A 26,788-nucleotide genomic window follows, 5' to 3' on the forward strand; every position below is an offset into this window, starting at 1 on the left:
TGCTCATCAATGTAGGAGTGAGCCTGCTCGCGATTGGGCCAGTGCAGTCAACATCTTTGTTGAATGTCGGTCCGCTATGGCGAGCAGGCTCACTCCCACATGAATTACGTGATCAGGTGGTGATCGGTTCTGCCTTTGGAGCCGGCTCGACCCGGGCCGCCGGCCGATAAAGAATGTAGTAATAAGCCCCCAGACAAATCAGCCAACAGAAAATCGCCGTCCACACGTTATGCGAAAAGAAGTGGGCCCCCTGCATCATCCGGCTGACCGAAAACACCGTGCCCAAGGCAAATGCAAACACAAATGCCTGGCGCGCCAGGCGCGGGCGACGGTCACGCAATGCGAAAAACACCGCAAACAAGGTAAACCCGGTTGCCGCATGCCCACCCGGCCAGCATCGGCCAGGCTTGTCGGTGGCCGGCCGCGGGCTGAGCAATTCGCTGTAGGTCTCATGCCCGCCGAATTGCTCCAGGCTCCAGGGACATTGCACCGCCGTCACTGCTTTCACCGGGGTGACAAAGGAAGTCGCCAAGGCCAGCGACAGGACCAGGCAGCCCAACTCCCGCTTGAATGGTTTCAGCCTGTCGATGAAAAAGGTCCCAATAAAGCCCAATATTGCCAACACCGAAAAACCGATTACCACTTGTTTGGCGCGGTCATGCAGGATGTCTTCGAGGAAGTAACTGTGCCGCCCAATAAATGCCCCGGCCGCCGGATCATAGAACAGCCTGGCCAGGTCCATATCGAGGGAAGTTAGCTCGAGCAGCATCAGGATAATTGCCGCGACGGCGGGTACCCCCAGGCACACCCAGAAGTTGAGCGGGCGCGAAGCGGGGCGAACAGAGGTGGTCACCATGACGATTCCTTGGACGATATATGTTCTTGAGAGCGCAGCCGCGCGGAGTTTGCGCCCGTCAGCGTGAGCGCCCTGTGAATCGCGAGTGAAAAACTCGTCAATATTCGCACCTTGATGACTGTAAACAAGCAACCCTAGCCGCGAGCCGCGCTTGGCCGTAAGCTGCGCGGGCCAAGACGGCTGTTACTGTGTACGGAGGAGTGCCCATGCGAATTTTATTGGTTGAAGACAACCGCGACATTCTCGCCAATCTGGCCGATTACCTGGGGCTCAAGGGTTACACCGTGGATTGCGCGCAGGACGGCTTGTCTGGGCTGCACCTGGCGGCCACCGAGCACTACGACCTGATCGTGCTCGACATCATGCTGCCCGGCATCGATGGCTACACCCTGTGCAAACGCCTGCGTGAAGACGCGCGCCGCGATACGCCGGTGATCATGCTGACTGCCCGCGACCAACTGGACGATCGCCTGCAGGGCTTCAAGTCCGGCGCCGATGACTACTTGATCAAACCCTTTGCCCTGTCTGAGCTGGCAGCGCGGATCGAAGCGGTCATGCGCCGGGCGCAAGGCGGCGGACGCCGTACCCTGCAGGTCGGGGACCTGGCCTATGATCTCGATACCCTGGAGGTTACCCGCGAGGGCCGCCTGCTGAAACTCAACCCGGTGGGCCTGAAGCTGCTGGCCGTGCTGATGCAGAAAAGTCCGCACGTACTGCGCCGGGAAATTCTCGAAGAAGCGCTATGGGGCGACGATTGCCCGGACAGCGACAGCCTGCGCAGCCACGTCCACCAGCTGCGCCAGGTGATCGACAAGCCGTTTGCCAAACCCCTGCTGCAAACCGTGCACGGTGTCGGTTATCGCCTCGCCGAGGGTCGAGATGGAGTTTAGACAGAGCCTTGCGCAACGGATCATCATCGCCTTTGCGCTGATGAGCGCGCTGGTGGCAGGAGCCTTCGCCATGGGTATCGTGGCGACCGTGCACCTGGTCGAGGAAAAACTGATTTCCGCAGGACTGGGCGGTGACCTGCAGCGCCTTTTATTGATGGATAGCGTCTCCGACTGGAGCCATCGGCCGGAGCCGGACCAGCTGTTCTATTTCAGCGGCGGCCCGGGTGATTTCGATGTGCCCAAGGACCTACGGCACTTGGAGCCGGGATTTCACGAAGTGTTTCGCGAGCAGCTGTCATATCACGCGATGGTCGAGGTCGTCGACGGCCGCCGTTACGTGCTGCTGCAGGACCAAAGCGATTTTGAAGAGCGCGAGCGCGTGCTGTTTGCCGTGGTGCTGGTGGGGTTTGTCCTGAGCTTGGCGCTGGCGGTCTTTCTCGGCTGGGTGTTGGCGCGCAAGGTCATGGCGCCAGTGGTGCGTTTGGCCCGTCAAGTGCGACACCGCGACCAGTTGCTGGGCCTGGCCCCGCCGCTGGCGCCGGACTACGCTGCTGACGAAGTGGGCGAGCTGGCGGTGGCTTTCGACGCGACGCTCGGCCGCCTGCGCCAGGCGTTGACCCGTGAACGGTTGTTCACCAGTGACGTCAGTCACGAATTGCGCACGCCGTTAATGGTGTTGGCCAGCTCCTGTGAGCTGCTGCTGGAAAATCCAGGCATTGATCATCGCGGGCGTGCTCAGGTCGAGCGCATCGCCCGCGCCTGCGAGGAAATGCGCGAGCTGGTGCAAACCTTCCTGGTACTGGCCCGCGCGCAACGCGAGCACGCCTGCATGGCGCCTCAGCAAAACCTCAGCGAAGTGGCTGACGGATTGCTCGGCCTATGGCGCGAGCCGATTGAAACCAAAGGCCTCAAGCTGATCTTCGAGCCAGGCAGTCCAGCCATCACTCGCTACAACGCCACTCTGCTGCACGCAGTGATGGGCAACCTGTTGCGTAATGCGCTGCATTACACCGAGCACGGGTTCATCCGCCTGACCCTGACGACTACCGGGTTCCTGGTCGAGGACAGTGGGGTGGGCATTCCTGAAGAGAAACGCGAGGCGATGTTCGAGCCATTCGTACGGGGTACCGAAAAACGCGGCGAAGGCCTCGGCCTGGGTCTTTCACTGGTGCAACGGATTTGCGAGAACCAGGGCTGGAAGGTCAGCCTGACGAACATGGAGCCCAACGGTTGCAGATTTGAAGTAGAGCTGCATGCAGTAGATGTGAGCTGATCGACCCCTCCTCGCGTAACGGCCCCTAGCCATCATTGGATCAATGTAAAACCCTGAAATACTTCAGGGTTTTACATGACAAATCTTTCACACAGTCATGACCTGACGCTGACACGGCGCTACCTAAGGTGGTTGCATCAGACGTTAGGAGACTTGGTGATGGACAACCCGATCAAACTGGATTTTTCCAAAAAGTATGACGATCAACATGCTTTACGATACCTTCAGAAACATAAGGACGGTATCGGCCGCCGCCTGTCCAATTGGCGGGATGTTCATCTGGCGCGTAAAGCGCTGACGCTGGCCGGCGAGCCGGGCCTGGTCCTTGATTTACCCTGCGGTGCCGGGCGTTTTTGGCCCATGCTGGCCGAAAAAAGCAATCGGGCCATTATCGGAGCCGACAACTCCGAATCGATGCTGAAAGTCGCCATGCAAGCGCAACCTGCAGAAGTCGTGAAAAGGGTACAACCCTTGCACACGTCAGCATTCGACATTGTCTTACCCGATAACGCCGTCGACAGCATCTTTTGCATGCGCTTGTTGCACCACATCGGTGAAGCCGAGCATCGATTGGCTCTTTTGCGTGAATTCGAGCGAGTCTCCCGTGACAGCGTGATCATTTCGCTGTGGGTGGATGGCAATTTCAAGGCCTGGAAACGCAAGCGCTCGGAGCGCACGCGTGGGCAGGAAGGTTACCAGAACCGTTTTGTGTTACCGGCTGTTACGGTAGAAAAAGAATTTGAGCAGGCGGGTTTCCGCATCCAGGAACGACTGGATTTTATTCCGCTCTATGCCATGTGGCGAGTTTACGTATTACGCAAGAGGTAACAGGATGGCAGTGCAATGTGCACCAGAAACGGAGATCGATGCCGAAAGCCGGTTCGAGTATTTCTGGAATCAGCGCGGTGAATGGGTAGAAGAACCCAACGTGCGTCGCGGCGGCGAAAGTGGCGTGCAGCGCGTGCGGGGCAGTGATGGGCAATTGTTGTATGCCAAGCGTCAGACCGGGCATATCTACCGCAGTTGGTTGCATCCTTTTGGTCGGCCGACGGTATTGCGCGAGCTGGATGCACTGACCGGGCTGCACAAAATTGGCGTTCGGGTTCCGCAGATCGTGTTCTGTGGCGCCCAGCGTGACCCCGTTCACAAGTGGCGCGCATTGCTGGTAACCAAGTCGCTGGACGGCTTTGATGAGATCGAACACTGGTACGCCGGCGGTGGTCGTGAGCGCCATGGCGAGGCCGTGCATGAACGGGTCCTGAAGGATCTGGCCGACACCCTGGCGCGTATGCACCAGGGTCGCTGGCAGCACAGTTGCCTCTACGTCAAGCATGTCTTTGTACGAGTTAGCGGCGAAGGTGAAGCGGCCATGGTCGAGGTTGCGTTGATCGACCTGGAGAAATGCCGACAGCGCCTGACCGCACGTCAGGCTGCCGCCCATGACATGAAGCAATTGCGTCGCCATTCGTCGTTCAGCACGGCGGACTGGCAAAAACTCGTCTATTTTTATGAGACGGCGTTTGGCAGCGCTATCAAGGGTTTATAGCAATGAAACTCGAAATTGCACGAGGTGTGTTTCTGATAGGAGCCTTGGCAGTTGCTTCAATAGCGGTGGCGGCTTGGGAGCAGCCCCGCACGCAGGTCCTCAGCTCAGTGGGCGCCGATGCTCACTGTCCATTGCCACGGGTTGCCAAGGCAGCCGTGGCTTCCCAGCCTGATCATGATCTGTTGCTGTTCATGTTCGGGCTATCACAGGGAATGAGGCCGCAAAGTTGACTGGATTGAAGCCAAAATAAAAGGCCTCGCGTATGCGGGGCTTTTTGTTGTAACCATTGTAGGAGTGAGCCTGCTCGCGATCGCGGTGGGTCAGACACCATCGATATTGGATGACAGACCGCGATCGCGAGCAGGCTCACTCCTACAGGGGCGTCAGGGTTTGTCGGGCTTGGCCAGCAGGGTGTATACGCATGGCAATACAAACAGCGTAAACAACGTCCCGATCGACATCCCCGTGGCAATCACTGTACCGATGTCAAACCGGCTCACCGCTCCCGCCCCCGTCGCAATAATCAGCGGCACCATGCCGAACACCATCGCCGCAGTGGTCATCAGCACCGGGCGCAGTCGAATTGCCGCCGCTTCCTCAACTGCTTCTCGCGGTGACAGGCCTTTTTCCTTGCGCAGCTGGTTGGCGAACTCGACGATCAGGATCCCGTGTTTGCTGATCAACCCGATCAGCGTGACCAATCCCACCTGGGTATAGATGTTCATGCTCGACCAGCCCAGGAACAGCGGAATCAACGCGCCGCAAATCGACAGCGGCACCGTCACCAGAATCACCAGCGGATCGCGGAAGCTCTCGAACTGCGCGGCCAGCACCAGGAAAATAATCGCCAGCGCCAAGGCGAAGGTCACCCACAACGCGCTGCCTTCCTGGATGAATTGCCGTGAGGCGCCTGCATAGTCCACCGCAAAGCCGGCCGGCGCCTCTTCCCGGGCGATTTGACGCACGGTATCGAGCGCTTCGCCCATGCTCACCAGCGGCACCCCGGACAGAATTGCCGAGTTCAGCTGTTGGAACTGGTTGAGTTGTCGTGGCCGCGCCCGGTCAGTCACGGTGATCAGGGTCGACAGGGCCAGCAGCTCGCCCTTGGTGTTCCTCACGTAGTAGTTGTTCAGCCAGTCGGGGTTGTCGCGGAAGGGTCGTTCGACCTGGGCGATAACCTTGTAGCTGCGGCCTTCGATGGTGAACCGATTGATCTCCGCTTCGCCGAGCAGGGTCGCAAGGGTTCCGCCCAGGTCCTGCATCGACACGCCCATCTGCGCCGCCTTGGCGCGATCAATGTCGACCACCACTTCAGGTTTGTCGAACGCCAGGTCGACATCGACAAAGGCAAACTTGCCCGACTCCATGGCGCGTTTTTTCACCCGGTCCATCACCTGCAGCAGCGACTCATAGTCGTTGGCCGAGTTGATCACGAACTGAAAGGGCAAACCCTCGCCGGTACCGGGCAGGGAGGGCAGGTTGAAGCCGAATACCTGCAAGCCGGAGATATTCCCCAGCTTGGCCTGGACCTCCGGCAGGATTTCCATCTGCGTGCGGCTGCGCTCATTCCAGGGCTTAAGCAGGAAACCGCCAATGCCCGACTGCACTCCGTTGAATCCATTGATCTGGAACGAGGAGTAGTACTCCGGAAATTCCTTGAAAATCTGGATGAATTCGTCGGTGTAGGCGTTCAGGTAATTCAGGTTGGTCGGCTGCGGCGCGTTGGCCAGCATGAAGATGATGCCCTGATCCTCGTCGGGCGCCAGCTCGGTCTTGGTGAACTTGAGCAGCACCGGGATCAGGCACAGCACGATCACTGCGAACACCAGCACCACGGGGCGGGTATTGAGGGTTCCGTGGAGCATTTTCTGATAACGACGCTTGAGGGCTTCGAAAATCCGATCCAGGCGATGGGCCAGGCCGCTGGGATTCTCGTCATGGCGCAGCAAAAACGCACACATCATCGGCGATAACGTCAGCGCAACGATCCCCGAGATCACTACCGCGCCCGCCAATGTCAGGGCGAACTCCTTGAACAGCGCCCCGGTCAGCCCGGTGAGGAAGCCGATGGGTGCATACACCGCCGCCAGGGTGATGGTCATCGAGACCACTGGCATGGCGATCTCCCGGGCGCCTTCGAGGGCAGCGTCCATTGGCGTCTTGCCTTCCTCGATGTGCCGGTGAATGTTCTCCACCACCACGATGGCATCATCCACCACCAGGCCGATAGCCAAGACCATTGCCAGCAGGGTCAGCAGGTTGATCGAGTACCCCATCATTTGCATGAAGAACATCACGCCGATCATCGAAAGTGGGATCGTCACTACCGGGATCACCACCGAGCGCAGCGCCCCAAGGAACAGGAACACCACTACGATCACAATCAGCACGGCTTCAAACAGAGTCTTCACCACCTCATCGATCGAGGCCTGGATGAACAGCGTCGCGTCGTAGGCGATCTCGCCCTTGAGGTTGGGCGGCAGCTGGGCTTCCAGCTCCGGCATGATCTTGCGCACTTCCTTGATCACGTCCAGCGGGTTGGCGGCTGGCGTGGCCTTGATACCGATGTACACCGACGGCGTGCCACCGAAGGAACTGATGGTGTCGTAGTTCTCGGCGCCCATCTCCACCCGCGCGACATCGCTTAGCAGCACGCGACTGTCGCCATCAATCTTCAGCGGAATCGCGGCAAAGGCTTCTGCGGATTTGAGCTCGGTGTTGGCGTTGATACTGGTGACCACGTACTCGCCCTTGACCTCACCGGCGGCGGACAGGAAGTTGTACTGGCGCACCGCATTGGTCACGTCGCTGGCGGTCAGGCCGAACCCGGCCAGCTTCACCGGGTCCAGCCACAGGCGCATGGCGAACACCTGGTTGCCAAGGATCTCGGCCTCGGCCATGCCGGGCAGGGTAGCCAGTTTCGGCTGGATCACCCGCGACAGGTAGTCGGTGATCTGCGGGTTGCTCAACTCCTTGCTGAAGAAGCTTATGTACATCAGCGCCGAAGCGTCGGCAGCCTCTTTGCTCAGCACCGGGTCTTCCGCGTCCTGGGGCAGCTGGTTCTTCACCTCGTTGGCCTTGGCCAGCAGTTCGGTGAACAGACGGTCGCTGTTGGCGCCGATGCGCGCATAGATCGAGATCACCGAGAAGTTTTGCCGGCTGACCGAGGTCATGTAGTCAATGCCTTCGGCGCTCGCCAGGCTTTGTTGCATCGGTTGGGTGATGTAGCCCTGGATCGTCTCGGCGTTGGCCCCGGGGTAGGCGGTGGTCACCGTGATCAGGGCGTTTTCCATCTGTGGATATTGACGCAGCGGCAGCTTGCTCCAGGCCTGGAAGCCCAGAAGCACAATCAACAGGCTGACAACGGTGGCAAGCACCGGGCGGCGGATGAACGGGTCGGTAAAAGCCATGGGGATTCCTTGATCAGTCCGCGCGCGGCGGGCTGTTCTGCTCGGCTAAAGTCTTGTCGTCGCTGATAGCAATTGGCGCGCCGTTGTCCAGTTTGATCTGGCCGGCGGTGACCACTTTCTCGCCGTTCTGCACACCTTTAGTAATCATCACCAGCCCATCGCGGCGCTCGCCGGTTTCGATGAAACGTCGCTCGGCGATCAGGATCGGCTGATCCTTGGCGTCTTTTTCAACAGTGCCGTCTTCGGTTTTTTTCTGCGCCACGACGTACAGCGAATTGCCGTAGAGCGTGTAGGTGATCGCGCTTTCCGGCACGACGATGCGCGGCTGCGGGTTGGGCAGCAGAACCTGCAGGCTGGCGAACATGCCCGGTAACAGCTTGCCGTCGGGATTGGCCAGGGTCGCGCGCACCTGCACGTTACGGGTGGTGTTCTCGACCTTCGGGTTGATGGCGCTGATAGTGCCGGGGAACGTCTGCTCCGGGTAGGCCGAGACGACGATCTGCACCGCCTGGCCCACGGCAATTTTCGGCACCGATTGTTCGGGCAGGAAAAAATCGACGTACAAGCTGCTGAGGTCTTGCAGGGTGGCGATCATGGTGCCGCTGGCCACGTAGTCACCCACGTCCACCTGACGGATGCCGATGGTGCCGCTGAACGGCGCAAGAATGCGTTTTTTCGCCAACGAAGCCTTGAGCTGGTTGACCGTAGCCTTGTTTTTCTTGAACACGGCGGAAAGCCGGTCGAATTCGCCTTTGGAGATGGCCTGGCTGCCGACCAGCTGGCTGCCGCGGTTGTAATCCACCTGAGCCAGCCCGAGGTCGGCCAGGGCGGTTTCCAGCAGCGCGCTTTCGACGGCGCTGTCGAGTTGCACGATCGGCTGGCCGGCCTTGACCTTCTGCCCGGACTCGAACTGCACGTCGGTGACGGTGCCGGCGATCTCCAGGCTCAGGTCAACGCCCTGCAACGCCTTGAGGGTGCCAACGGTAGGCAGGCGCGCTTGCCAGGGCTGCTCGGTGGCGGTGGCCACGGCGACACTGGTCGGCGGTTTTGGCGCAGAAAAACCCTGGATCATCGTGTAGATGGAGAAGGCTTTGTAAGCAGCCAGGACCAGCACGATCAACAGTACAACACCCAACATGATCAGCATGCGACGGCGCAGCATATTTCCACTTCCTTGGAGAAAATCAGGTGAGACAGTCGAGCAGATTACTCCGAGTGGGAGGCTGATTCCAACTGGAAGAACTTGCCGGGTGTAAGGCTTTCGATGGTGTTGGCTTGAAAAGATCGCAGCCTTCGGCAGCTCCTACGGGGTGTAAGCATTCCACTGTAGGGGCGCCGGAGGCTGCGATCTTTTCGGCGTTATTCACGCCATCAGGTGCAAATGGTTATCCCAGAGCCCTGCGGGCAGTTCCAGGGGTTTGGCTACCAGATCCGCCTGACGGCAATCGTAGTAGCGGCAACGGCCCTGACCCGAGGTCACGACAAAACCGTCGGCCACCGCACCGACCCCCGCGCAATCGGGAAGTGGCGCATCCAGGCGCACTTCACCGCTGTCCAGGTCCCAGATGAAAAAGCGGTTGCCCCGCGGCGCCGTCAGCGCTACCAGGCGCAGCTCACTGTGCACCGCGACGCTGGCGGTGTAATGACCCATCGCCTGCAGCTGGTGCTCCGGCACCGGGAACGCCCCGAACGGTTGGCCGGGGCGCTTGATCGCCAGCAGCTCCGAGGACTCATGAGAAGGCCCCATGAATTGCTGGCCGGCGACGATGGTGCCGTCGCTGGCGATGCCCAGGTGGCGTACGCTGTTCATCTGCTGGGCAAGGGTTTCCTTGCTCAACAGGGTGCCGTCCCGTTGCATCAGTACCAGGCTGGGTTCCATGGCATTCAAATTCATCTCGACCCGGCTTTCGGCTTCGGTGCGAATGCCGCCGTTGGCCACCACCAGGGTCTCGCCGTCGGGCATCCAGGACACCTGGTGCGGACCAATGCCGTGGGTGGAGATTTCGCCACTGTGGACCAGGCGCTCACCCTCGAACTTGTACACCCCAAGCAAGCCCCGACCCGGATCGGAAGTGTCGTTCTCGGTGGCGTACAGCCAGTCGCCGCTGCTGTGGATCACCGCGTGACCGTAGAAATGCCGGTTCGGCAGCGAGGCCACGGTTTGCAGCAGGGTGCCGTCGCGCAGGTCGATCAGGTAGCTTTCGGTACCTGGGCGCCGGGCGACGAACAATGCCATTGGCTGCGTCGGGTGGTTGATGATGTCATGGCAGCGCTGGCCGACTTCAGTGGCGAACACCCGCGTACCGTCCAGGCGATAGCCGACGGCGTAATGCTTGCCGTCGGTGTCATCCCGCGCCGAGAGCAACAGCGGGCTCTTGTCCTTTTGCTTGAACAGCGTCCAGCCGCCCAAAGTCACTGCTCCCAGCAGCGCGCTACCTAAAGCCAGAGCCTGACGTCGCAGCATCGCACTTGCCCTCATCAGTCACCGTCGTTGGCGTTGAAGCCCAGTTGAATGCCCAGCGCCTTGGCCAGTTCGCCTTCATGCAGGCGATGGACGACGTTGAGGCTGTCGTAGATATCGTTGAGTTGCTGGCGACCGGCATCGTCGTTGAGCATTTCGGTCAACGAGCGCTGATTGCTGGCGAACAGTTTCAGGGAGGCAGCGTAAGCGGCGTCGATCTTGTCGGCCAGGGGTTTCTGCTCGCTCGGCAACAGACCGCGCAGGCCCTTGTTGTCGACACCTTCCCAGACAGTCTTGGCTGCGGCCAGGCTGGCTTCCAGACCGGTCAGGGACGACTGGCTGCGCCATGCATCGGCCTGGAACGGTTGCGGCACGCCTTTGGTCTGGCGGCCCATCGGCGTGCCGAGCTTTTTCTTCAGGCTGTCGAGGGCGGTGACCTGCACTCGCAGCAGATCGGCGATCGCCTCATGAGAGTCGGCGTAGCGCTGATTCGGGAACTTGCTCATCTGCGCGAGCATGCCGTCGGTGTTGTTCCAGCTTTTGAGAATGTCTTCAGCCAGCTGTTTCTGATGCTCGCCAATTGCCTTGAGCAGCGGGCAGTACTTGGCTTTCTGCTCGTCATTGGCGACATCAGGCTTGCTGTCGAACAGGATGTATTCGTAGGCCGAGAGGCCTTGCACCACCACGCTCGACTTGGCCAGGGCGGCGGCATCGATCTGCGGCTGCGCGGTGACCAGTTGCTCGACCTGCCGGCCGACCAGGTTTTTCTTGTCCGGCCAGAACTGCACCGACCAGGCACGGTTGCCTTCGGCCAGCGGACCGATCAGCAGCGGCTGCAACTCGGCCCAGGCTTTTTGCGCATGCAGGAAGTTGGCGCGCGCGGTGTCGAGGTTTTCCTTGCCTTCACAGTAGGCGAGGGCGCTGACAGCCAGCTGGCGATCAGCTTCGACCCAGCGGGTATAGGTCGGCAGGATCACCGATTTGGCGATCGCCGCCGACGTGACCGCTTGCGGGTCCTGCGGCGAGCAGGCGCCCAGGGCGAGGGCGGCAAGGCCGGTAAACAACAGTTTGGGACGGAACATGTAAGGCTCCCGCTGAGTGAACGCGTATTAAAGGGAATTCAAAAACGCCAGCAACGCAGCGCGCTGCTCGGCATTAAAAGACAAAACCTGTTGCTGCGCCGCTTTGGCTTCGCCGCCGTGCCAGAGCACGGCTTCGAGCAGATTACGGGCGCGGCCGTCATGCAAGAACTGGGTGTGGCCACTGACCGCCTGGGTGAGGCCTATGCCCCATAACGGCGCAGTGCGCCATTCGCGGCCGGTGGCCTGGAATTCGCTGCGGTTGTCGGCCAGGCCTTCGCCCATGTCATGCAGCAGCAGATCGCTGTATGGGCGTATTACCTGGTTGGCCAGTTCGGGTTCCGCAGCAGTGGCTGAGGTGGTGTATTTCGGGGTGTGGCAGGACTGGCAACCGGCCTGGTAAAACAGGCTCTTGCCGGCCAGCACCTCGGGCGCGTTGACATCCCGGCGGGCGGGTACGGCCAGGTTGCGGCTGTAGAACAGTACCAGGCGCAGAATGTTGTCGCTGACTTCCGGCTCGCCATCGGCACCGTTGCCATTGGGGGCCTGCCTGCACGCCGTTTGTGCTTCGGTGCAGTCATCAATCGGCCGCAGGCTGGTGGTCAGGCCCATATCACCGGAAAACGCATGGACGTTTTGCTGGTTGAGATTTGGCTGACCGGCCTTCCAGCCAAATCGCCCGAGCACGGCTTTCTGCTGCACGTCGTCCCAGACCTGATTGGGGCGACCGCTGATGCCCTTGTTGTCCTTGGCCTGCGCCTCGGCATTGGCCAGGATTGCTGTTTCAGGGATGGCTTCCAACAGGCCCAGGCCGATCATGGGCGGCGCGATGCGGGCTGAAAAACGCGTGTCGGGGTGCATCGGGCCGTAACCGAGCTGGGTGATCTGCAGGGTGGGCTTGCGCAGTTCGATTTCGCTGCCGTCCTTGAAGCGCACAGCCACTGGCGTGTATTGGACACGCACCTTGCCTTCCGGGACCACGCCGGGCACCGACATGTCCTGGAACTGGCCGCCGTACACGGGTTCCGGGACTACGCCGAGCTGTTCGATGACCTTGGCATAGGCTGGCGCATCCGGAATCGACAGGCGCACCAGCATGGACACGGCATTCGCCGCACCAGGCGCGGGCGGATGACCGCGACCGTCCTTGATGTGGCAGTTCTGGCAGGCGTTGGTGTTGAACAAGGGGCCAAGGCCATCCCGGGCGGTGGTAGTCGACGGGGCGATCACCCAGGGGTTGCGAAAAAAGCTGTTGCCGACGCTGAAGTCCACGCGCCGCGAAGGCGGGAGATTGGCGGATGGCAAGGAAAAGGCGTTCTGATCAGTTTTGCGCACGGTCGCGCTGCCCCCGGACCGGGCTTCTCCGGGTTCCGCCTCGGTAAAACGCGGGGCGTCATCGCAGGCACTCAGGCCCAGGGCCAGAAACAGTGCTGACAAGCGAAGAAGCAGCGAGGGCATCAGACATCCTGTAAGACGAGCAAAACAAGGGCGCAAAGTCTAACAGGGCAGGAGAGATTGAATAAGAGGAATTATCGTTTGGTTGATGTGGGGCAACCGAAACCGTGATGCGCCCACTGATTCGGCACCATCCAATGTGGGAGCGGGCTTGCTCGCGAAAGCGGATTGTCAGTCAACATCAGTGGTGAATGTGAAATCGCTTTCGCGAGCAAGCCCGCTCCCACATTTCGATATGCGTTCGGGCCAATAAAAAACGCGACCCGAAGGTCGCCTTTTTATTCAGCCAGCGTTGATCAGAACTCGTGATCAGCGTTGTCCGGGTTCAGGTCGCTGATCCCCAGTTTGCCAGCGGCGGCTTCGATCGAACCGGTCTGCTTGACCAGGGAGGCGATAGCGTCGCGCACGATCTGGTTACCGGCAGTGTTGCCGGCGGCGATCAGTTGGTCGTAGTGCTCGCCCTTGTTGGCGTGGTCAACGATGACCTGCATTTTCGCTTCAGTCGCTTGCAGGTCGGCTTTCAGCGCGCTGTCGGCCGCCGGGTCAGCCTTGGCCACCAGGGACGAAAGGCTGGCGCCGGTCATCTTGGTGCCGTCTACGCGGGTGTATTCGCCCAGGTACACGTTACGAATGCCTTTGGCATCATAGAACTGCGAGTTGTGGGTGTTATCGCTGAAGCAGTCGTGCTCGTCTTCAGGGGAGTTGGCTTCCAGGGAAACCTTCATGCGCTCGCCGGCCAGTTCGCCCAGGGACAGTGAACCCATGCCAAACAGCATTTTGCGCAGGCCGGTTTCACCCGGTTCCGCTTCCAGGGTAGCGCGATAGTTGTCGGCCACGTTCGGCTTCCAGTTACCGACCATTTCCTCCAAGTCGCTGACCAGCAATTGGGTCACGGCCTTCAGGTAGGCACGACGACGGTCGTTGTGACCGCCGGTAGCACCCGCGCCTTCCAGGTAGTCGGACGCTGGGCGGTTGCCAGCACCAGGGCCGGTGCCGTTCAGGTCCTGGCCCCACAGGAGAAATTCGATGGCGTGGTAGCCGGTCGCTACGTTGGCTTCGGAGCCTCCCAGCTCGTTCAGGCTGGCGAGTTTTTCCGGGGTGATGTCTTTGACATCGATCTTGTCTTCGCCGACCTGAACTTCGGTGTTGGCGATGATGTTGGCGGTAGCACCCGGGTTACCCAGTGCGTGCTCGTAAGATTTGTCGACGTAGTCGATCAGGCCTTCGTCCAGTGGCCAGGCGTTCACCTGACCTTCCCAGTCGTCGATGATGGTGTTACCGAAGCGGAATACTTCGCTCTGCAGGTAAGGCACGCGAGCAGCAACCCAGGCAGCTTTAGCTGCTTTCAGGGTGTCGGCGTTCGGCTTGGCGAGGAAGGCGTCGACGGCGGTTTGCAGGGTTTTCGCAGTGGATTCGGCATCGCTGTAGACGGCGAAGACCACGTCGGCGTAATGCGCGACAACAGCCTTGGCGGCGGCTTCGTCAACTTTGCCGGAAGCAGCAGGCGCTGGTGCAGCGGCCGGGGCCGTGGTGGTGGCGGCTGGAGTAGGCGCTGGAGCGGCAGCCTTGTCTTTGCCTTCGCCACAACCGGCGAGGGAAATAGCGATGGCCAACAGACTGGCGGTAGCCAGAGGCATACGAATCATGGCGAACATCCTGCTTCGAGAAGGGGGTGGAATGGCGCAGCACGCGCGCAAAGCTGCGACATAATGCAAATCTTTCGCATTATGTGTAAAGGGTTGTAGCTGTAAATATTTCTTATTCAGGGAATGGTTGATACTGGGATCGGGGTTGGGGCGAAAAGATCGCAGCCTCGTTTCACTCGACAGCTCCTACACAGCTCCTACTGCGCATCAGACCACTCTGTAGGAGCTGCCGAGAGAAACGAGGCTGCGATCTTTTGATCTTTACAGGATCGCAGCATTACTGCGCTGCGCCTGCTTCAGGTAAACGCTCAACTCCCGGGCCGGCAGCGGCTTGCTGTAGAAATAGCCCTGCCCCTCGTGGCAACCCTCGGAGATGATGTAGGCCTCCTGCTCGGCAGTTTCCACGCCTTCGGCAATGACCTGCATGCCCAGGCTCTTGCCCAGCTGGATGATGGCCCGGACGATGGTCGCATCGTCATCATCGTCCAGCAGGTCCTGGACGAAGCTCTTGTCGATCTTGATCTTGTCCAGCGGCAGGCTTTTCAGATAACTGAGGGAGGAGTAACCGGTACCGAAGTCGTCGATGGCGATCAATGCGCCGGAGCGGCGCAGGCTCAGCAGATGCTGGGCGGCGGTGCTGATGTCTTCCATCAGGCCGGTTTCGGTCACTTCCAGTTCCAGGCTGCGCGGCGGCAGGCGGTACATCTGCAGCAGGTTGTTGACCACCCTCGGCAGCTCGGCGTGGTGCAGTTGCACCGTGGACAGGTTCACCGCCATGCGCAGGTCGATGAAACCCTGGTCGTGCCAGTCGCGCAGCTGCTTGCAGGCCTGATCCAGAACCCATTCGCCGATGGCGATGATGGTGCCGTTCTGCTCGGCCAGCGGGATGAACAGGTCCGGCGGCACCAGGCCGTGCTCGGGATGCTGCCAGCGGATCAAGGCCTCGACGCCGACCACGCGGTTTTCGCGATAGCTGATTTGCGGCTGGTACACCAGGTAGAACTGATCGCGAGCGAGGGCTTCACGCAAGTCTTTTTCCAGCTCGCGACGGCGGCGCATCTCGGTGTCGACACTGGCGATATAGAACTGGTAGCGGTTGCGCGAGCGGGTCTTGGCCAGGGTCATGGTCTGCTCGGCTTTCTGCAGCAGCTTCTCGGTACTGTCGCCATCCTCGGGGAACAGGGTGATGCCGATGGTCGCGCGCAGGCGAATTTCCTGATGATCGAGGGCAAACGCGGCTTCGAGGTCGTCGAGAATGCTTTGGGCCAGTTCGGCCGCTTCATAGGGTTGCTCGATATCGGCCTGGACCAGGGCGAACTGGTCGCCACCCAGGCGGGCCAGGGCGCCGAGGCGACCGCTGTGCCCGCGCAGGCGATCGGCCAGGGCCAGTAGCAGTTGGTCGCCGGTCTGATAGCTGAACTGCTCGTTGATGCCTTTGAAGTCATCCAGGCCGACACACAGTACCGCGACCCGGCGCTGCAGCTTGCCGGCATCGACCAGTATTTTGTCCAGTTGATACTGCAGTTGCTGGCGGTTGGGCAGGCCGGTGAGGAAGTCGTATTGCGACATGCGCAGCAAACTGTTCTCCGCCTCGTGGCGCAGGTGCGTATTTCGCTCGATCGACTCGAGCAACTGGTTGGCGGTGTTGATCCAGATGCCCAGTTCGTTCTTCTCGTGGCCTTTGAGTTGCGGAATCTTGTGTTCGCTAGGCCGATCCGGGTTAATTTCGGTCAGATGTTCGATAATTCGCGACAAAGGCTTGGTCAGCAACCAGTGATACACCAGGTACAGCACCAGGCCCATGGCCAGCGCGCGCAAGACTCCGGAAATAAAGATGATTACCGAACTGACAATAAACCCCTGGCCATAGGTGGCGGTGTCGAGGGTGATGCTCAGGTCGCCATAATACTCGCTGTAGGGGCCGCGACCCACTAATTGCGTGGTAAAGGTGCGCTCCTTGCCCAGGATCAGGTCGGTCAGCCAACGGCTCTCGGAGTCCTGCAGGTCCCGCGACTTCTGCGCGAGCATCGCTTCGTTGGGATGGCCAATGGAGGCCTGGCGCACGGCGTCGTCCTGAAACAGGCCTTCGATCACCTGCATGCCCATCTCGCGATCGAGGCTGTAGACGGCCTGGGTCGATGGGTCACGAAACATATCGAGGATGCGCTCCGCATCATTGGCCACGGCCTGGCGTGTTTTATAAGCATCGAAAACGATCTGCGCGCAGCTCAAGACCACGCCGACGATCAATGCCGACAGGAGCACGACCCGGAGCAACTTCACCGACAAGCTGTTCTTGAGTTCCAGCTTCAAAAGGCTATTCCTTGTTCCGTGCGGGTAGCATCAAGTTGCCATGAGTATTGGCAATCCCGTGATGGCAGTCAAAGGGACATTCATCCACGGGAGATTTTGCCTGCAGCTTGGCCATAATGCTGTTGGCCTGACGTCTTTCGCCGATTGGTACTATGTCGTCAGGCGAGTCCTTGAACTTGAGGGCGCGGGTGAAATTTTCCCTTGATTGATGGTAGTCCGGTCTTTCCCGCGCATATAAAAAAACCCGGCCAGAGCCGGGTTTTCTTTACTGGGTCGAGCTTAAGCGGTGAAGGTTTTGCCTTCGAACTGCTCAGCCACGAATTTCCAGTTGACCAGGTTCCAGAACGCTTCGACGTATTTAGGACGAACGTTGCGGTAGTCGATGTAGTAAGCGTGTTCCCAGACGTCGCAGGTCAGCAGCGGTGTGTCGCCGCTGGTCAGCGGGTTGCCGGCGCCGATGGTGCTGGCCAGTGCCAGGGAACCGTCAGCCTTTTTCACCAGCCAGCCCCAACCGGAACCGAAGGTACCGATGGAAGTCTTGCTGAACTCTTCCTTGAACTTGTCGAACGAACCGAACGAAGCGTTGATGGCTTCAGCCAGCGCGCCGGTTGGTTGACCACCGGCGTTTGGCGCCAGGCAGTTCCAGTAGAAAGTGTGGTTCCAGACCTGAGCGGCGTTGTTGAAGATACCGCCCGAGGAAGACTTGACGATTTCTTCCAGGGTCTTGCCTTCGAACTCGGTGCCTGGCACCAGGTTGTTCAGGTTCACGACGTAGGTGTTGTGGTGCTTGTCGTGGTGGTATTCCAGTGTTTCCTTGGAAATGTGCGGCTGCAGGGCATCGTGTGCGTAAGGCAGCGGCGGCAATTCGAAAGCCATGATGATTCTCCTAATCAGGTCAGTTGCGGTGAGCGCAAGGCCGATCACGGGCGGCCAGACAAGCGCCGGGGAGTTTGTACTCTTTGCGGCGCATCGGACCGGATCATAGCACCGGGGGTGCGGCATAACCACGCAACAACTGTGTGGAATAGAGGTTCCAGAGCCTTTTGGAATATTCAGCTGGCAACGATTAGTTGAAATGCCACCGTGAACATCATCACCGCCACCAGCAGGTCGAGGATTCGCCAGGTACTCGGCCGGGCCAGCCACGGCGCCAGCCATGCTGCGCCCAGGGCGAGGGTGAAGAACCATAATAATGATGCGCTCGCGGCGCCCATCACATAGGCGCCCGGCTCGGTCTGTTGTGCGCCGAGCGAACCGATCAGCAGCACGGTGTCCAGGTAAACATGCGGGTTGAGCAAGGTCACGGCCAGCGCACTGAGCATCACCGCCCGCAGTGAACGCACGGACTGGCCTCCGCCCTGTTGCAGGCTCTGTTTCGAGCAGGCCCGGCGCAGCGCCAGGCTGCCATACCAGATCAGGAACCCGGCACCACCCCAGCGGGCGACTGCCAGCAGGGTCGGGTTGTGCGCCAGCACTGTCGCCAGGCCGAACACCCCGGCGGCAACCAGCAACGCATCACAGACCACACACAGTGCCGCTACCGGCAGGTGATGTTCACGCCGCAGGCTTTGTGCCAATACAAATGCATTCTGAGTGCCGATCGCCATGATCAGACCCGCGGCCACCAACAGGCCGTTTACATAGCTTTGCCACATTGAGCGTGATCCTTGTCGAAGAGTTCTTGCTGGTCATTCTCCCCGTGGAAGCGGTATAAGAAAAACCAATCATGCTGATCGCTCATTAGGAAAACTGATGTTCGACTATAAATTGCTTTCCGCCCTGGCTGCCGTGGTCGAGCAGGCTGGCTTCGAGCGCGCCGCGCAAGTGCTCGGCCTGTCGCAATCGGCAATCTCCCAACGGATCAAATTGCTGGAGGCGCGGGTCGGCCAGCCAGTGCTGGTGCGGATCACGCCACCAGCGCCGACCGAGATTGGCCGGCGTCTGTTGAACCATGTGCAGCAAGTGCGTCTGCTTGAGCGGGATTTGCAAAGCCTGGTGCCGGCGCTGGATGAAGAGGGCTTGCCGGAGCGTCTGCGCATTGCCTTGAATGCCGACAGCCTGGCCACCTGGTGGGCCGCTGCCGTGAGTGATTTCTGCGCCGAGCAGCACCTGTTGCTGGACCTGGTGGTCGAGGACCAGACAGTGGGCCTCAAACGCATGCGCGCCGGGGAGGTGGCCGCGTGCATTTGCGCCAGCGAACGTCCAGTGGCGGGAGCACGCAGCGTGTTGTTAGGGGCCATGCGATATCGGGCGCTGGCCAGCCCCGCGTTTATCGCGCGGCACTTTCCTCAAGGGGTACGGGCTGAGCAATTGGCGAAAACCCCGGCGCTGGTGTTTGGCCCGGACGATTTCCTGCAGCACCGCTACCTCGCGGCACTGGGAGTCGATGGCGGTTTCGAACACCATCTGTGCCCGTCGTCGGAAGGTTTCATCCGCCTGACCGAGGCCGGTCTCGGCTGGGGCCTGGTGCCCGAACTGCAGGTGCGCGAACAGCTGGAACGCGGGGTATTGGTAGAGCTTTTGCCAGATAAGCCGATCGATGTGCCGCTGTACTGGCATCATTGGCGCAATGGCGGACAGTTGCTGGGGTTGCTGACCGAACAATTGGTGCGCTCATCCAGGCAATGGCTGGTGCCGTTGGACTGACGGGCACCGTCAAGACTCACGCATTACGCAAAATGAAACACATCGGAGCACTACATGAAAATTCTGGTCACCGGCGCAAGCGGCTTCATTGGCGGGCGCTTTGCGCGTTTCGCCCTGGAGCAGGGCCTGGACGTTCGGGTCAACGGGCGCCGGGCCGAAAGCGTCGAACACCTGGTGCGCCGTGGCGCCGAATTCATCCAGGGTGATCTCGGTGACCCGCTGCTGGCCCGGGACCTGTGTGTCGATGTCGACGCCGTGGTCCATTGCGCCGGTGCAGTCGGGTTGTGGGGCCGCTATCAGGACTTTCACCAGGGCAATGTCCAGGTGACCGAGAATGTGGTCGAAGCCTGCCTGAAGCAGCGGGTCCGGCGCCTGGTGCATCTGTCTTCGCCTTCGATTTATTTCGATGGCCGCGATCACCTCGGCCTGACCGAAGAACAGGTGCCCAAACGCTTCAAGCACCCCTACGCCGCAACCAAGTACCTGGCCGAGCAGAAGGTCTTTGGTGCCCAGGAGTTTGGTCTGGAGACGCTGGCCCTGCGCCCGCGATTTGTTACCGGTGCCGGTGACATGAGCATTTTTCCGCGCCTGCTGAAGATGCAGCGCAAGGGCCGGCTGGCGATCATCGGCAACGGCCTGAACAAGGTGGATTTCACCAGCGTGCAGAATCTCAACGAAGCCTTGCTCAGCAGCTTGCTGGCCACCGGCTCGGCGTTGGGCAAGGCCTACAACATCAGCAACGGCACGCCGGTACCGCTGTGGGATGTGGTCAATTATGTGATGCGCCGGATGGATGTCCCCCAGGTCACCCGCTACCGTTCCTACGGCCTGGCTTACAGCGCCGCCGCGTTGAACGAAGGTGTGTGCAAGCTCTGGCCGGGTCGTCCCGAGCCAACCCTGTCGCGCCTCGGTATGCAGGTGATGACCCGGGATTTCACTCTGGACATCAGCCGCGCCCGGCATTATCTGGATTACGATCCGAAAGTCAGCCTGTGGACCGCCCTCGACGAATTCTGCGGCTGGTGGAAGGCCCAGGATATTCGCTGAGTAGGGCGTCACTGAACCGAGTTCGGGGTTCAAGGTCAATCGATGCGGTTGTGGGGGGTATACTGCGCCGCATCAAGCCATCACCGCGTTCACAAAGGTTGACTCAATGTCCATGCGTAACGATGCCAACGACGACTTCGATCTACCGAGCCTGCGTGCCGACAGCCTCGATGACGATGATTTTGTGCCGGTCGCACGCAATTCCGTGCACTCACGCACCCCTGCGGTGGTCAAGGTCAAAGGCCCGAGCACCGGCCCTCTGTGGGCGCTGGTTGGGGCTTTGTTCATCGCCTTTGGCGGCCTCGCCTGGTGGAGCTTCCAGCAGATTTCGCTGATGGAGCAGCAACTGGTGGCGACCCAGGAAAGCTTCGCGCGCATCAGCGAGGAAGCGGCGGGACGCTTGCAGGACATTTCCGGCAAGGTGGTCGCCAGCCAGACCAACGTCTCCAGTGACAGCGAAGCGTTGAAGCTGCAGATCAGGCAGCTGGAAAGCAAACTGCTGGATCAGGACAAACAGCAGCAAGGTGTTGTCGGCCAGACCACCGAGCTGGACAAGCGCCTGGCGCAGATGACCGCGCAGACCGCCGAGCTCGACAAGCGCCTGGTGCAAGTGGCTGCGCAGGCCACGGAACAACAGAGCGCCAACACGCAGTTGCAGGCCCAGGTCAAAACCCTGAGCGGCGAGCTGGCCGCGTTGAAAAACGCTCCGGAAGACACCAGCAAGGTCGACGCCCAGCTCAAGAGCCTTGGCGCCGATATCGCTGCGTTGAAGAAACAGGGTAATCCGGGCGCGGCGATTGATCGTCTGGAACAGGACATGATCGTGCTCAAGAGCCAGCAGGATAATCGCCCGGCTCCGAGTTCCAGTGGCAACACGGCCGAATTCGACGCCTTCCGCACCCAGGTCAGCCGCAACATCAACACGTTGCAGGCGCAGATCCAGAACCTGCAAAAACAACTCAGCGCCCGGCCATAAGCGCCCCTTTAGCAGCTGGCGAAGACCGCTCCCACAGTCTTCGGCAGCGGCTACAAGATCTTCGCTCGTCTACGCTCCTTGGAAATCAACAGGAATGAGGGACGTGCAATGGGGGTTTTACGCAAGTTGGCGGTGCTCGGGGGCCTGTTGTTACTGGGCTTGAGCCAGGCACAAGCCGCAGGGACGGAAAAGGACGATAGTCAGGCTGCCAAGGCCTTGCTGGAAAAGGCCCTGGCCTATTACCACGACAATGGCGACAAGGCCTTTGCCGCGTTCAGTCGTCAGGGCGAGTTTGTCGACAAGGATCGTTACGTGTTCGTGGTCGACACCCAGGGTGTGATGCTCGCCAGCGGTGGGCCTTCCTCGGCATTGATCGGGCGGGATGTGTCCCAGGTGATCGGGCCGGACTTGCAGAAAGCCTTCAAGGACGCGTTGAAAGTGCCCGAGGGCAATGGCATCCAGCAGGCTGAATACCGCTGGCAGAACTGGTCTGACGGTAAGGTCGAGCGCAAGCACGTGTTCTATCAGCGTGTCGGTCAGCGCATCCTGGCGGTAGGTTATTACCTGCCTCGGGCGTCGGCGGAGCAGGCCATGGCGCTACTGAACAAGGCCGCCACAGACCTGGCCAAGGACGCGAAGGGCACCTTGACCGCAATCAATTCGCTCAAGGGTGGTTATCTGCAGGATGACCTGTATGTGTTTGTCGTCGACTTGGACTCCAAGCGCTACGTCGCCCACGGTACCAACCTGCGCCTGATCAACACTGACTTCAGCAAGATCCAGGATCCTGAAGGCAAACCGGTCGGGGAGCCGATTTTGGCGCTGATTGCCAAGCAGGATGAGGGTGAATATGAGTATCGCTGGAAGAACCCGGTGACTGGCAAGATTGAGGCCAAGCATGCTTACCTGAAGAAGGTCGGGCACCTTCTGGTGGCTGTGGGGTATTACAGTCCATAAGAGCAAAAGATCAAAAGATCGCAGCCTTCGGCAGCTCCTACAGAGATCGGTATTCCACTGTAGGAGCTGCCGAAGGCTGCGATCTTTTGATCTTAACGAACCTTATCTTCGCGCCCGCGCAACAACATGTTCGGCATCGCAATCGCCGCAGCCAACCCCAGCAACGACACCGCCGCACTGACCATCAGCAAGTGCCGGAACGTCAGCAGCAACTCTGCGCGCAAGGCGTTCTGTGCATCTCCAGGTGCCGCGTTCAAACCGTCCAGCAGGACATTGCCCGAGCTGCCTTCGCCCATCATCGACGAGCCGGCCAGGTGGGCGAAGCTCGAATCCTGCAACAGCGCCAGCAGCAACGCGGACATCAATGCGACGCCTACCGCGCCGCCCAGGGAGCGAAACAGGTTGGTGGTGCTGGTGGCGACGCCAATGTCGCGCTGGTCTACCGAGTTCTGCGTGCCCACCAGCGAGGTCGGGAACTGCATGCCGCCGGCGATGCCGCTGAGCAACATGAACACGCTGCTCCAGACCATCGCCTGGGGCGGGCTGAGCGCCATGCCGAGAATTGAAATTGGCATGAGTATCGCGCCGGTGAGGATCATCGGTTTGTAGCGCCCGGTCACCGACGTTCGCCGTCCGGCAAAGTACGCGCCGATTGGCAGGCCGATGGCCAGCGGCAACAGGTGCAGGGCGGCGCTATCGGCCCCGGCCCCCGTCACGCTCTGGTAGCGCAACGGCATCAGGACAATCAGTGAAATCGCCTGGAAGCTGGTGAAGAAAATCGTGCACCAGCAGAGCAGGGCATTGCGATTGGCGAACAGGTGCATCGGCAGCAGCGGTTCCCGCGTCCGGCGTTCGTGCCAGACGAACAGCGCCAACACCAGCACCGCACACGCGAGCAGCCCCAGCACTTCGAGACTGTTCCATGCATGGCCCTGGCCGACTTCGGTGATGCCAAGCAGCAAGGCAGTCAGGCCGATGATCATCAGCACGGTGCCGAGGTAGTCGATGACGGGTTTGCGCTGCGGCACCGGCAGACCGACCAGGGTGCGATGAGCTACAAGCAAGGCGCCGAGTCCCAGCGGCAGGTTGATCAGAAACACCCAGCGCCACGACAGGTATTCGGTCATGTAGCCACCCAGCACTGGCCCGGCGACGCTGGCCACGGCGTACATGCTGCTGAAATACCCCTGATAACGACCGCGCTCGCGCGGCGGCACGATGTCGCCGATGATCGCCTGGCTGACCGAAATCATTCCGCCAGCACCGATGCCCTGGAGGATCCGCGCCAGCACCAGTTGCTCCATGCTTTGGGCCATGCCGCAGAACAATGAAGCCAGGGTGAACAGGCCCATGCCGAACAGCATCAACTTGCGGCGCCCGTACAGGTCGCCCAGCTTGCCGTAGATCGGCACGGCAACCGTCATCGCCACCATGTAGCCGGAGATCACCCAGGCCAGCTGGCTGACATCACGGAACTGTGCGGAAATGGCCGGCATCGAGACTGCCACGATGGTCTGGTCCAGCGCGCCGAGAAAGATCGCCAGCATCAGGGCAATCAGCACGCTGCGAATCGCCGGTTTGGGCGTGTCGGGCTGGGTGAGGTTGGTCACGTTGGAACCTGCGGGCAATGGATGACCCGCGAGTAGCAAGGCGAGCGGGGATGCTCGCCAGTGTAAGTCGGTAGCAGGCTATTCGATAGCCTCGTAGGGAAGACCGACGTAATTTTCCGCGATGGTCTTGCGGCCGGCTTCGGAGTCGACGAAATACGCCAGTTCCGATTCGGCAATACGCTGGCTGAACTCGTCATGGTCGTCGAAGCGGTGCAGCATCGAGGTCATCCACCAGGAAAAGCGCTCGGCTTTCCACACTCGCCGCAGGCAAATCTCGGAGTATTTGTGCAGCAGGTCGAGGCGGTCTTCGCGATAGACCTTCAGTAGGATATCGAACAGCGTGCTGACATCGCTGGCCGCCAGGTTCAGGCCCTTGGCGCCAGTGGGCGGGACGATGTGCGCAGCGTCGCCGACCAGGAACATGCGCCCGTACTGCATCGGCTCGACCACGAAGCTGCGCAGCGGCGCGATGCTCTTCTCGATGGAAGGCCCAGTGACCAGCGTCTCTGCCAGCTCCACCGGCAGGCGGGTTTTGAGCTCCTGCCAGAAACGCTGGTCGGACCAGTCCTCGACCTTCTCTTCGGCCGGCACTTGCAGGTAGTAACGGGTGCGCGTCGAAGAACGCATGCTGCACAGGGCGAATCCGCGCTCATGGCGCGCATAGACCAGCTCGTCATGCACCGGCGGCGTGTCGGCGAGAATGCCCAGCCAGCCAAACGGATAAACCCTTTCGAAAATCTTCAGGCTCTCGGCCGGGATCGCTTGCCGCGCCACGCCATGGAAGCCGTCGCAGCCGGCGATGTAGTCGCAGTCCAGCCTGTAGTGCTCGCCATCTTTCTCGAAAGTGACATAGGGTTCAGCGGACTTCATGCCGTGGGGCACGACGTTTTCGGCGCTGTAAAGGGTTGCCCCACCGGCGATCTGACGAGCGGCCATCAGGTCACGGGTGACTTCGGTCTGGCCGTAGACCATCACACTTTTGCCGCCGGTCAGCGCGTGCAGATCAATGTGCACCTGGCGGCCGTCGAGTGACAGGTCGAAGCCATGGTGAACCAGGCCCTCGGCGTCCATGCGCTGACCCGCGCCGGCCTTGCGCAGCAGCTCTACCATGCCCTGTTCAAGGACGCCGGCACGGATGCGACCGAGCACGTAGTCCGGGGTCTGGCGTTCCAGGATCAGAGTGTCGATTCCAGCGTTGTGCAGCAGTTGGCCGAGGAGCAATCCGGAAGGACCGGCGCCGATAATGGCGACTTGGGTTTTCAGTATTTTCATTGTTTTTATGACTCGCAAGCTTCACACGACCAGGGGCGGTGAATGATTTTTATGGATCGAGTGCTTGCATTTTTCACTTGCGAGTCTGTCAATTGAAGGGGAAAACTGAGCCGATACCTGTACATTTTGCCAATCGGTGCGATTATCGCCCGCTACCATCTCCGAGGCCTGATTGAAGTTATGAACAAGCCTGCCCTGCCTTCCATACCGGTGTTCAAGCTTTACGGAGAAAGCCTGGACTGGCCCACCCCGGACCTGCTGCATTGCGAAACCATTTCCAAGCGCAGCCGGGAGCATCAGTGGGAAATAAAGCCCCATCGCCACGCTGATTTGTGCCAGCTGCTCTTCGTCTTCAAAGGTCAGGCAGAGCTTGAGATCGAAGGACAGCGCACGATGCTTACCGAGTCGGCAGTGCAGATCCTGCCGCCGTTATCGGTGCATGGTTTCCGTTTTTCCGAAGACGTCGAAGGATTTGTCGTCACCCTGGCGGCGCCGCTGGTTTCGCATTTGCAGGCGCAGTTGGGCAGCTCGATGAATGCCCTGGGCCAGGCCGAGAGTTTTGCGGCGGGCAAGGACAGCGACTACCTGAACAGTCTGTTCACTGCGCTTCAGGATGAATACACCGGTCATCAACCAGCGCGGGAAATGCTCATGCATTCGCTGGTCAGCGTGATCATGGTGTGGACCAGTCGTCAGGCCCTGCAGCGTCGGTCCGCCAGTCAGCGTCCGCAGCGGGCGCGTGAATACCTCAACGGTTTCATCCAACTGGTGGAAGAAACCTACCGGCAGCACGTCAAGGTTGAAGACCTGGCGCATCGGCTGGGGATTTCCGTGTCGCACCTCAACGGCACCTGCCGCGAGCTGGCCGGGCAGCCGGCGTTGCAGATCATGCACGAGCGGCAGCTGCTTGAGGCCAAGCGCCTGCTGACCTATACCAGCATGACCATCTACGAGATGTCCGACGTGTTGGGATTTTCCGATCCGACCAATTTCACCCGGCTATTTCGTCGCCGGGTGGGCATTTCGCCCAAGGCATTCCGTGACCGCTTGAAGGCCGATCAGGACAACGACAACTGACGCCCGGCGCTAGCGCAGGGCGTTGAGGGTGGCGTTATGGGGAATGCAGCGCTCGAAGTTGCAGCTCGCGTACTCGCGGGGCAATTGCCGCGACTGTTCGACTCGCCAGGCAGCGGTGCCATACAGCGCCACTGTTGCTGCGCAGGTGATGAAAATGGCGAGGTATCTTCTTGTTTTGATGTTCATGGCTTAGACCTCTGAACGAATACCCGGGGGTACTACATTGAGCATAGGTCAGGGGTGGGGGGGATGCCACTATGCTGCGGTATTCACA

General features: G+C 60.3%; 23 protein-coding genes. 10 read left to right on the forward strand and 13 right to left on the reverse strand.

What is annotated here, in order from left to right; translation table 11 throughout:
* Positions 1–112 precede the first annotated feature (112 nt).
* Positions 113–856, reverse strand: a complete 744-nt coding sequence (locus ACYZTK_RS21025) for a phosphatase PAP2 family protein (RefSeq protein WP_462011592.1) — start codon at positions 854–856, stop codon at positions 113–115.
* 206 nt (positions 857–1,062) lie between these two features.
* Between ACYZTK_RS21025 and colR the strand changes: the two genes are divergently transcribed.
* The 5 genes from colR (at position 1,063) to ACYZTK_RS21050 (ending at position 4,795) form a co-directional block, all read left to right on the forward strand.
* Complete coding sequence (gene colR / locus ACYZTK_RS21030) at positions 1,063–1,746, forward strand: two-component system response regulator ColR (protein WP_162439431.1); 684 nt, start codon at positions 1,063–1,065, stop codon at positions 1,744–1,746.
* The gene (locus ACYZTK_RS21035) at positions 1,736–3,019 is read left to right on the forward strand and encodes a sensor histidine kinase (RefSeq protein WP_462011593.1); all 1,284 of its coding nucleotides are present in this window, start codon (positions 1,736–1,738) and stop codon (positions 3,017–3,019) included. The genes colR and ACYZTK_RS21035 overlap by 11 nt, the downstream gene beginning before the upstream one ends.
* A 159-nt stretch (positions 3,020–3,178) precedes the next feature.
* Positions 3,179–3,847, forward strand: a complete 669-nt coding sequence (locus ACYZTK_RS21040) for a class I SAM-dependent methyltransferase (protein ID WP_462011594.1) — start codon at positions 3,179–3,181, stop codon at positions 3,845–3,847.
* 4 nt (positions 3,848–3,851) lie between these two features.
* A complete protein-coding gene (locus ACYZTK_RS21045; protein ID WP_462011595.1) occupies positions 3,852–4,565 on the forward strand; it encodes a lipopolysaccharide kinase InaA family protein in 714 nt (237 codons plus the stop codon).
* 2 nt (positions 4,566–4,567) lie between these two features.
* The gene (locus ACYZTK_RS21050; RefSeq protein WP_462011596.1) at positions 4,568–4,795 is read left to right on the forward strand and encodes a hypothetical protein; all 228 of its coding nucleotides are present in this window, start codon (positions 4,568–4,570) and stop codon (positions 4,793–4,795) included.
* Between the two features lie 153 nt (positions 4,796–4,948).
* Here ACYZTK_RS21050 and ACYZTK_RS21055 read toward each other — a convergent pair whose 3' ends face one another.
* The 9 genes from ACYZTK_RS21055 to ACYZTK_RS21095 all read right to left on the reverse strand — a co-directional run bounded on the left by ACYZTK_RS21055 (position 4,949) and on the right by ACYZTK_RS21095 (position 18,584).
* On the reverse strand, positions 4,949–7,975 hold the full coding sequence (locus tag ACYZTK_RS21055) for a multidrug efflux RND transporter permease subunit (protein WP_462011597.1): 3,027 nt from the start codon (positions 7,973–7,975) through the stop codon (positions 4,949–4,951).
* Positions 7,976–7,988: 13 nt separating this feature from the next.
* Positions 7,989–9,137 (reverse strand): efflux RND transporter periplasmic adaptor subunit, encoded by a 1,149-nt coding sequence (locus ACYZTK_RS21060; protein WP_462011598.1) that lies wholly within the window; start codon positions 9,135–9,137, stop codon positions 7,989–7,991.
* 201 nt (positions 9,138–9,338) lie between these two features.
* Positions 9,339–10,439 carry a DUF1513 domain-containing protein gene (locus tag ACYZTK_RS21065; RefSeq protein WP_462011599.1) on the reverse strand — a complete coding sequence of 367 codons (1,101 nt, stop codon included), beginning with the start codon at positions 10,437–10,439 and terminating at the stop codon, positions 9,339–9,341.
* A 14-nt stretch (positions 10,440–10,453) separates the two neighbouring features.
* Positions 10,454–11,518, reverse strand: a complete 1,065-nt coding sequence (locus ACYZTK_RS21070; RefSeq protein ID WP_462011600.1) for an imelysin family protein — start codon at positions 11,516–11,518, stop codon at positions 10,454–10,456.
* A 27-nt stretch (positions 11,519–11,545) separates the two neighbouring features.
* A complete protein-coding gene (locus ACYZTK_RS21075) occupies positions 11,546–12,973 on the reverse strand; it encodes a di-heme oxidoreductase family protein (RefSeq protein ID WP_462011601.1) in 1,428 nt (475 codons plus the stop codon).
* Between the two features lie 293 nt (positions 12,974–13,266).
* Complete coding sequence (locus ACYZTK_RS21080; protein ID WP_462011602.1) at positions 13,267–14,616, reverse strand: imelysin family protein; 1,350 nt, start codon at positions 14,614–14,616, stop codon at positions 13,267–13,269.
* A gap of 261 nt (positions 14,617–14,877) precedes the next feature.
* Complete coding sequence (locus ACYZTK_RS21085; RefSeq protein ID WP_462011603.1) at positions 14,878–16,929, reverse strand: putative bifunctional diguanylate cyclase/phosphodiesterase; 2,052 nt, start codon at positions 16,927–16,929, stop codon at positions 14,878–14,880.
* A 279-nt stretch (positions 16,930–17,208) separates the two neighbouring features.
* On the reverse strand, positions 17,209–17,805 hold the full coding sequence (locus tag ACYZTK_RS21090; protein WP_092278687.1) for a superoxide dismutase: 597 nt from the start codon (positions 17,803–17,805) through the stop codon (positions 17,209–17,211).
* A gap of 176 nt (positions 17,806–17,981) precedes the next feature.
* Entirely contained in the window at positions 17,982–18,584 is a 603-nt protein-coding gene (locus ACYZTK_RS21095; RefSeq protein ID WP_462011604.1) for a LysE/ArgO family amino acid transporter, read from the reverse strand.
* Positions 18,585–18,681: 97 nt separating this feature from the next.
* On the opposite strand from ACYZTK_RS21095, the gene ACYZTK_RS21100 reads away from it, so the two are divergent.
* The 4 genes from ACYZTK_RS21100 to ACYZTK_RS21115 all read left to right on the forward strand — a co-directional run bounded on the left by ACYZTK_RS21100 (position 18,682) and on the right by ACYZTK_RS21115 (position 22,555).
* Positions 18,682–19,575, forward strand: coding sequence for a LysR family transcriptional regulator ArgP (locus ACYZTK_RS21100; RefSeq protein WP_462011605.1), 894 nt, complete (start codon positions 18,682–18,684; stop codon positions 19,573–19,575).
* Positions 19,576–19,629: 54 nt separating this feature from the next.
* Complete coding sequence (locus ACYZTK_RS21105) at positions 19,630–20,622, forward strand: NAD-dependent epimerase/dehydratase family protein (RefSeq protein ID WP_462011606.1); 993 nt, start codon at positions 19,630–19,632, stop codon at positions 20,620–20,622.
* Positions 20,623–20,728: 106 nt separating this feature from the next.
* The gene (locus ACYZTK_RS21110; RefSeq protein ID WP_462011607.1) at positions 20,729–21,598 is read left to right on the forward strand and encodes an ATPase; all 870 of its coding nucleotides are present in this window, start codon (positions 20,729–20,731) and stop codon (positions 21,596–21,598) included.
* A gap of 108 nt (positions 21,599–21,706) precedes the next feature.
* Positions 21,707–22,555, forward strand: a complete 849-nt coding sequence (locus tag ACYZTK_RS21115; protein ID WP_462011608.1) for a cache domain-containing protein — start codon at positions 21,707–21,709, stop codon at positions 22,553–22,555.
* Between the two features lie 92 nt (positions 22,556–22,647).
* Here the strand turns inward: ACYZTK_RS21115 and ACYZTK_RS21120 are convergent, their stop codons facing one another.
* Both ACYZTK_RS21120 and pobA read right to left on the reverse strand, forming a co-directional pair.
* Complete coding sequence (locus ACYZTK_RS21120; RefSeq protein ID WP_462011609.1) at positions 22,648–24,165, reverse strand: MDR family MFS transporter; 1,518 nt, start codon at positions 24,163–24,165, stop codon at positions 22,648–22,650.
* Positions 24,166–24,243: 78 nt separating this feature from the next.
* Entirely contained in the window at positions 24,244–25,437 is a 1,194-nt protein-coding gene (pobA, locus tag ACYZTK_RS21125; RefSeq protein WP_462011610.1) for a 4-hydroxybenzoate 3-monooxygenase, read from the reverse strand.
* Positions 25,438–25,617: 180 nt separating this feature from the next.
* Here pobA and ACYZTK_RS21130 point away from each other — a divergent pair, with 180 nt between their 5' ends.
* Positions 25,618–26,514, forward strand: a complete 897-nt coding sequence (locus ACYZTK_RS21130) for a helix-turn-helix domain-containing protein (protein WP_462011611.1) — start codon at positions 25,618–25,620, stop codon at positions 26,512–26,514.
* A 9-nt stretch (positions 26,515–26,523) separates the two neighbouring features.
* On the opposite strand, the gene ACYZTK_RS21135 is transcribed toward ACYZTK_RS21130, so the two are convergent.
* Complete coding sequence (locus ACYZTK_RS21135; RefSeq protein WP_462011612.1) at positions 26,524–26,700, reverse strand: hypothetical protein; 177 nt, start codon at positions 26,698–26,700, stop codon at positions 26,524–26,526.
* Positions 26,701–26,788 lie beyond the last annotated feature (88 nt).

The sequence above is a fragment of the Pseudomonas sp. LB3P31 genome (assembly GCF_054897945.1).

Coding starts and splice junctions, on each gene's coding strand:
- ACYZTK_RS21025 (WP_462011592.1), bottom strand. CDS start 856: ATGGTGACCACCTCTGTTCGCCCCGCTTCGCGCCCGCTCAACTTCTGG.
- colR (WP_162439431.1), top strand. CDS start 1,063: ATGCGAATTTTATTGGTTGAAGACAACCGCGACATTCTCGCCAATCTG.
- ACYZTK_RS21035 (WP_462011593.1), top strand. CDS start 1,736: ATGGAGTTTAGACAGAGCCTTGCGCAACGGATCATCATCGCCTTTGCG.
- ACYZTK_RS21040 (WP_462011594.1), top strand. CDS start 3,179: ATGGACAACCCGATCAAACTGGATTTTTCCAAAAAGTATGACGATCAA.
- ACYZTK_RS21045 (WP_462011595.1), top strand. CDS start 3,852: ATGGCAGTGCAATGTGCACCAGAAACGGAGATCGATGCCGAAAGCCGG.
- ACYZTK_RS21050 (WP_462011596.1), top strand. CDS start 4,568: ATGAAACTCGAAATTGCACGAGGTGTGTTTCTGATAGGAGCCTTGGCA.
- ACYZTK_RS21055 (WP_462011597.1), bottom strand. CDS start 7,975: ATGGCTTTTACCGACCCGTTCATCCGCCGCCCGGTGCTTGCCACCGTT.
- ACYZTK_RS21060 (WP_462011598.1), bottom strand. CDS start 9,137: ATGCTGCGCCGTCGCATGCTGATCATGTTGGGTGTTGTACTGTTGATC.
- ACYZTK_RS21065 (WP_462011599.1), bottom strand. CDS start 10,439: ATGCTGCGACGTCAGGCTCTGGCTTTAGGTAGCGCGCTGCTGGGAGCA.
- ACYZTK_RS21070 (WP_462011600.1), bottom strand. CDS start 11,518: ATGTTCCGTCCCAAACTGTTGTTTACCGGCCTTGCCGCCCTCGCCCTG.
- ACYZTK_RS21075 (WP_462011601.1), bottom strand. CDS start 12,973: ATGCCCTCGCTGCTTCTTCGCTTGTCAGCACTGTTTCTGGCCCTGGGC.
- ACYZTK_RS21080 (WP_462011602.1), bottom strand. CDS start 14,616: ATGATTCGTATGCCTCTGGCTACCGCCAGTCTGTTGGCCATCGCTATT.
- ACYZTK_RS21090 (WP_092278687.1), bottom strand. CDS start 17,805: ATGGCTTTCGAATTGCCGCCGCTGCCTTACGCACACGATGCCCTGCAG.
- ACYZTK_RS21095 (WP_462011604.1), bottom strand. CDS start 18,584: ATGTGGCAAAGCTATGTAAACGGCCTGTTGGTGGCCGCGGGTCTGATC.
- ACYZTK_RS21100 (WP_462011605.1), top strand. CDS start 18,682: ATGTTCGACTATAAATTGCTTTCCGCCCTGGCTGCCGTGGTCGAGCAG.
- ACYZTK_RS21105 (WP_462011606.1), top strand. CDS start 19,630: ATGAAAATTCTGGTCACCGGCGCAAGCGGCTTCATTGGCGGGCGCTTT.
- ACYZTK_RS21110 (WP_462011607.1), top strand. CDS start 20,729: ATGTCCATGCGTAACGATGCCAACGACGACTTCGATCTACCGAGCCTG.
- ACYZTK_RS21115 (WP_462011608.1), top strand. CDS start 21,707: ATGGGGGTTTTACGCAAGTTGGCGGTGCTCGGGGGCCTGTTGTTACTG.
- pobA (WP_462011610.1), bottom strand. CDS start 25,437: ATGAAAATACTGAAAACCCAAGTCGCCATTATCGGCGCCGGTCCTTCC.
- ACYZTK_RS21130 (WP_462011611.1), top strand. CDS start 25,618: ATGAACAAGCCTGCCCTGCCTTCCATACCGGTGTTCAAGCTTTACGGA.
- ACYZTK_RS21135 (WP_462011612.1), bottom strand. CDS start 26,700: ATGAACATCAAAACAAGAAGATACCTCGCCATTTTCATCACCTGCGCA.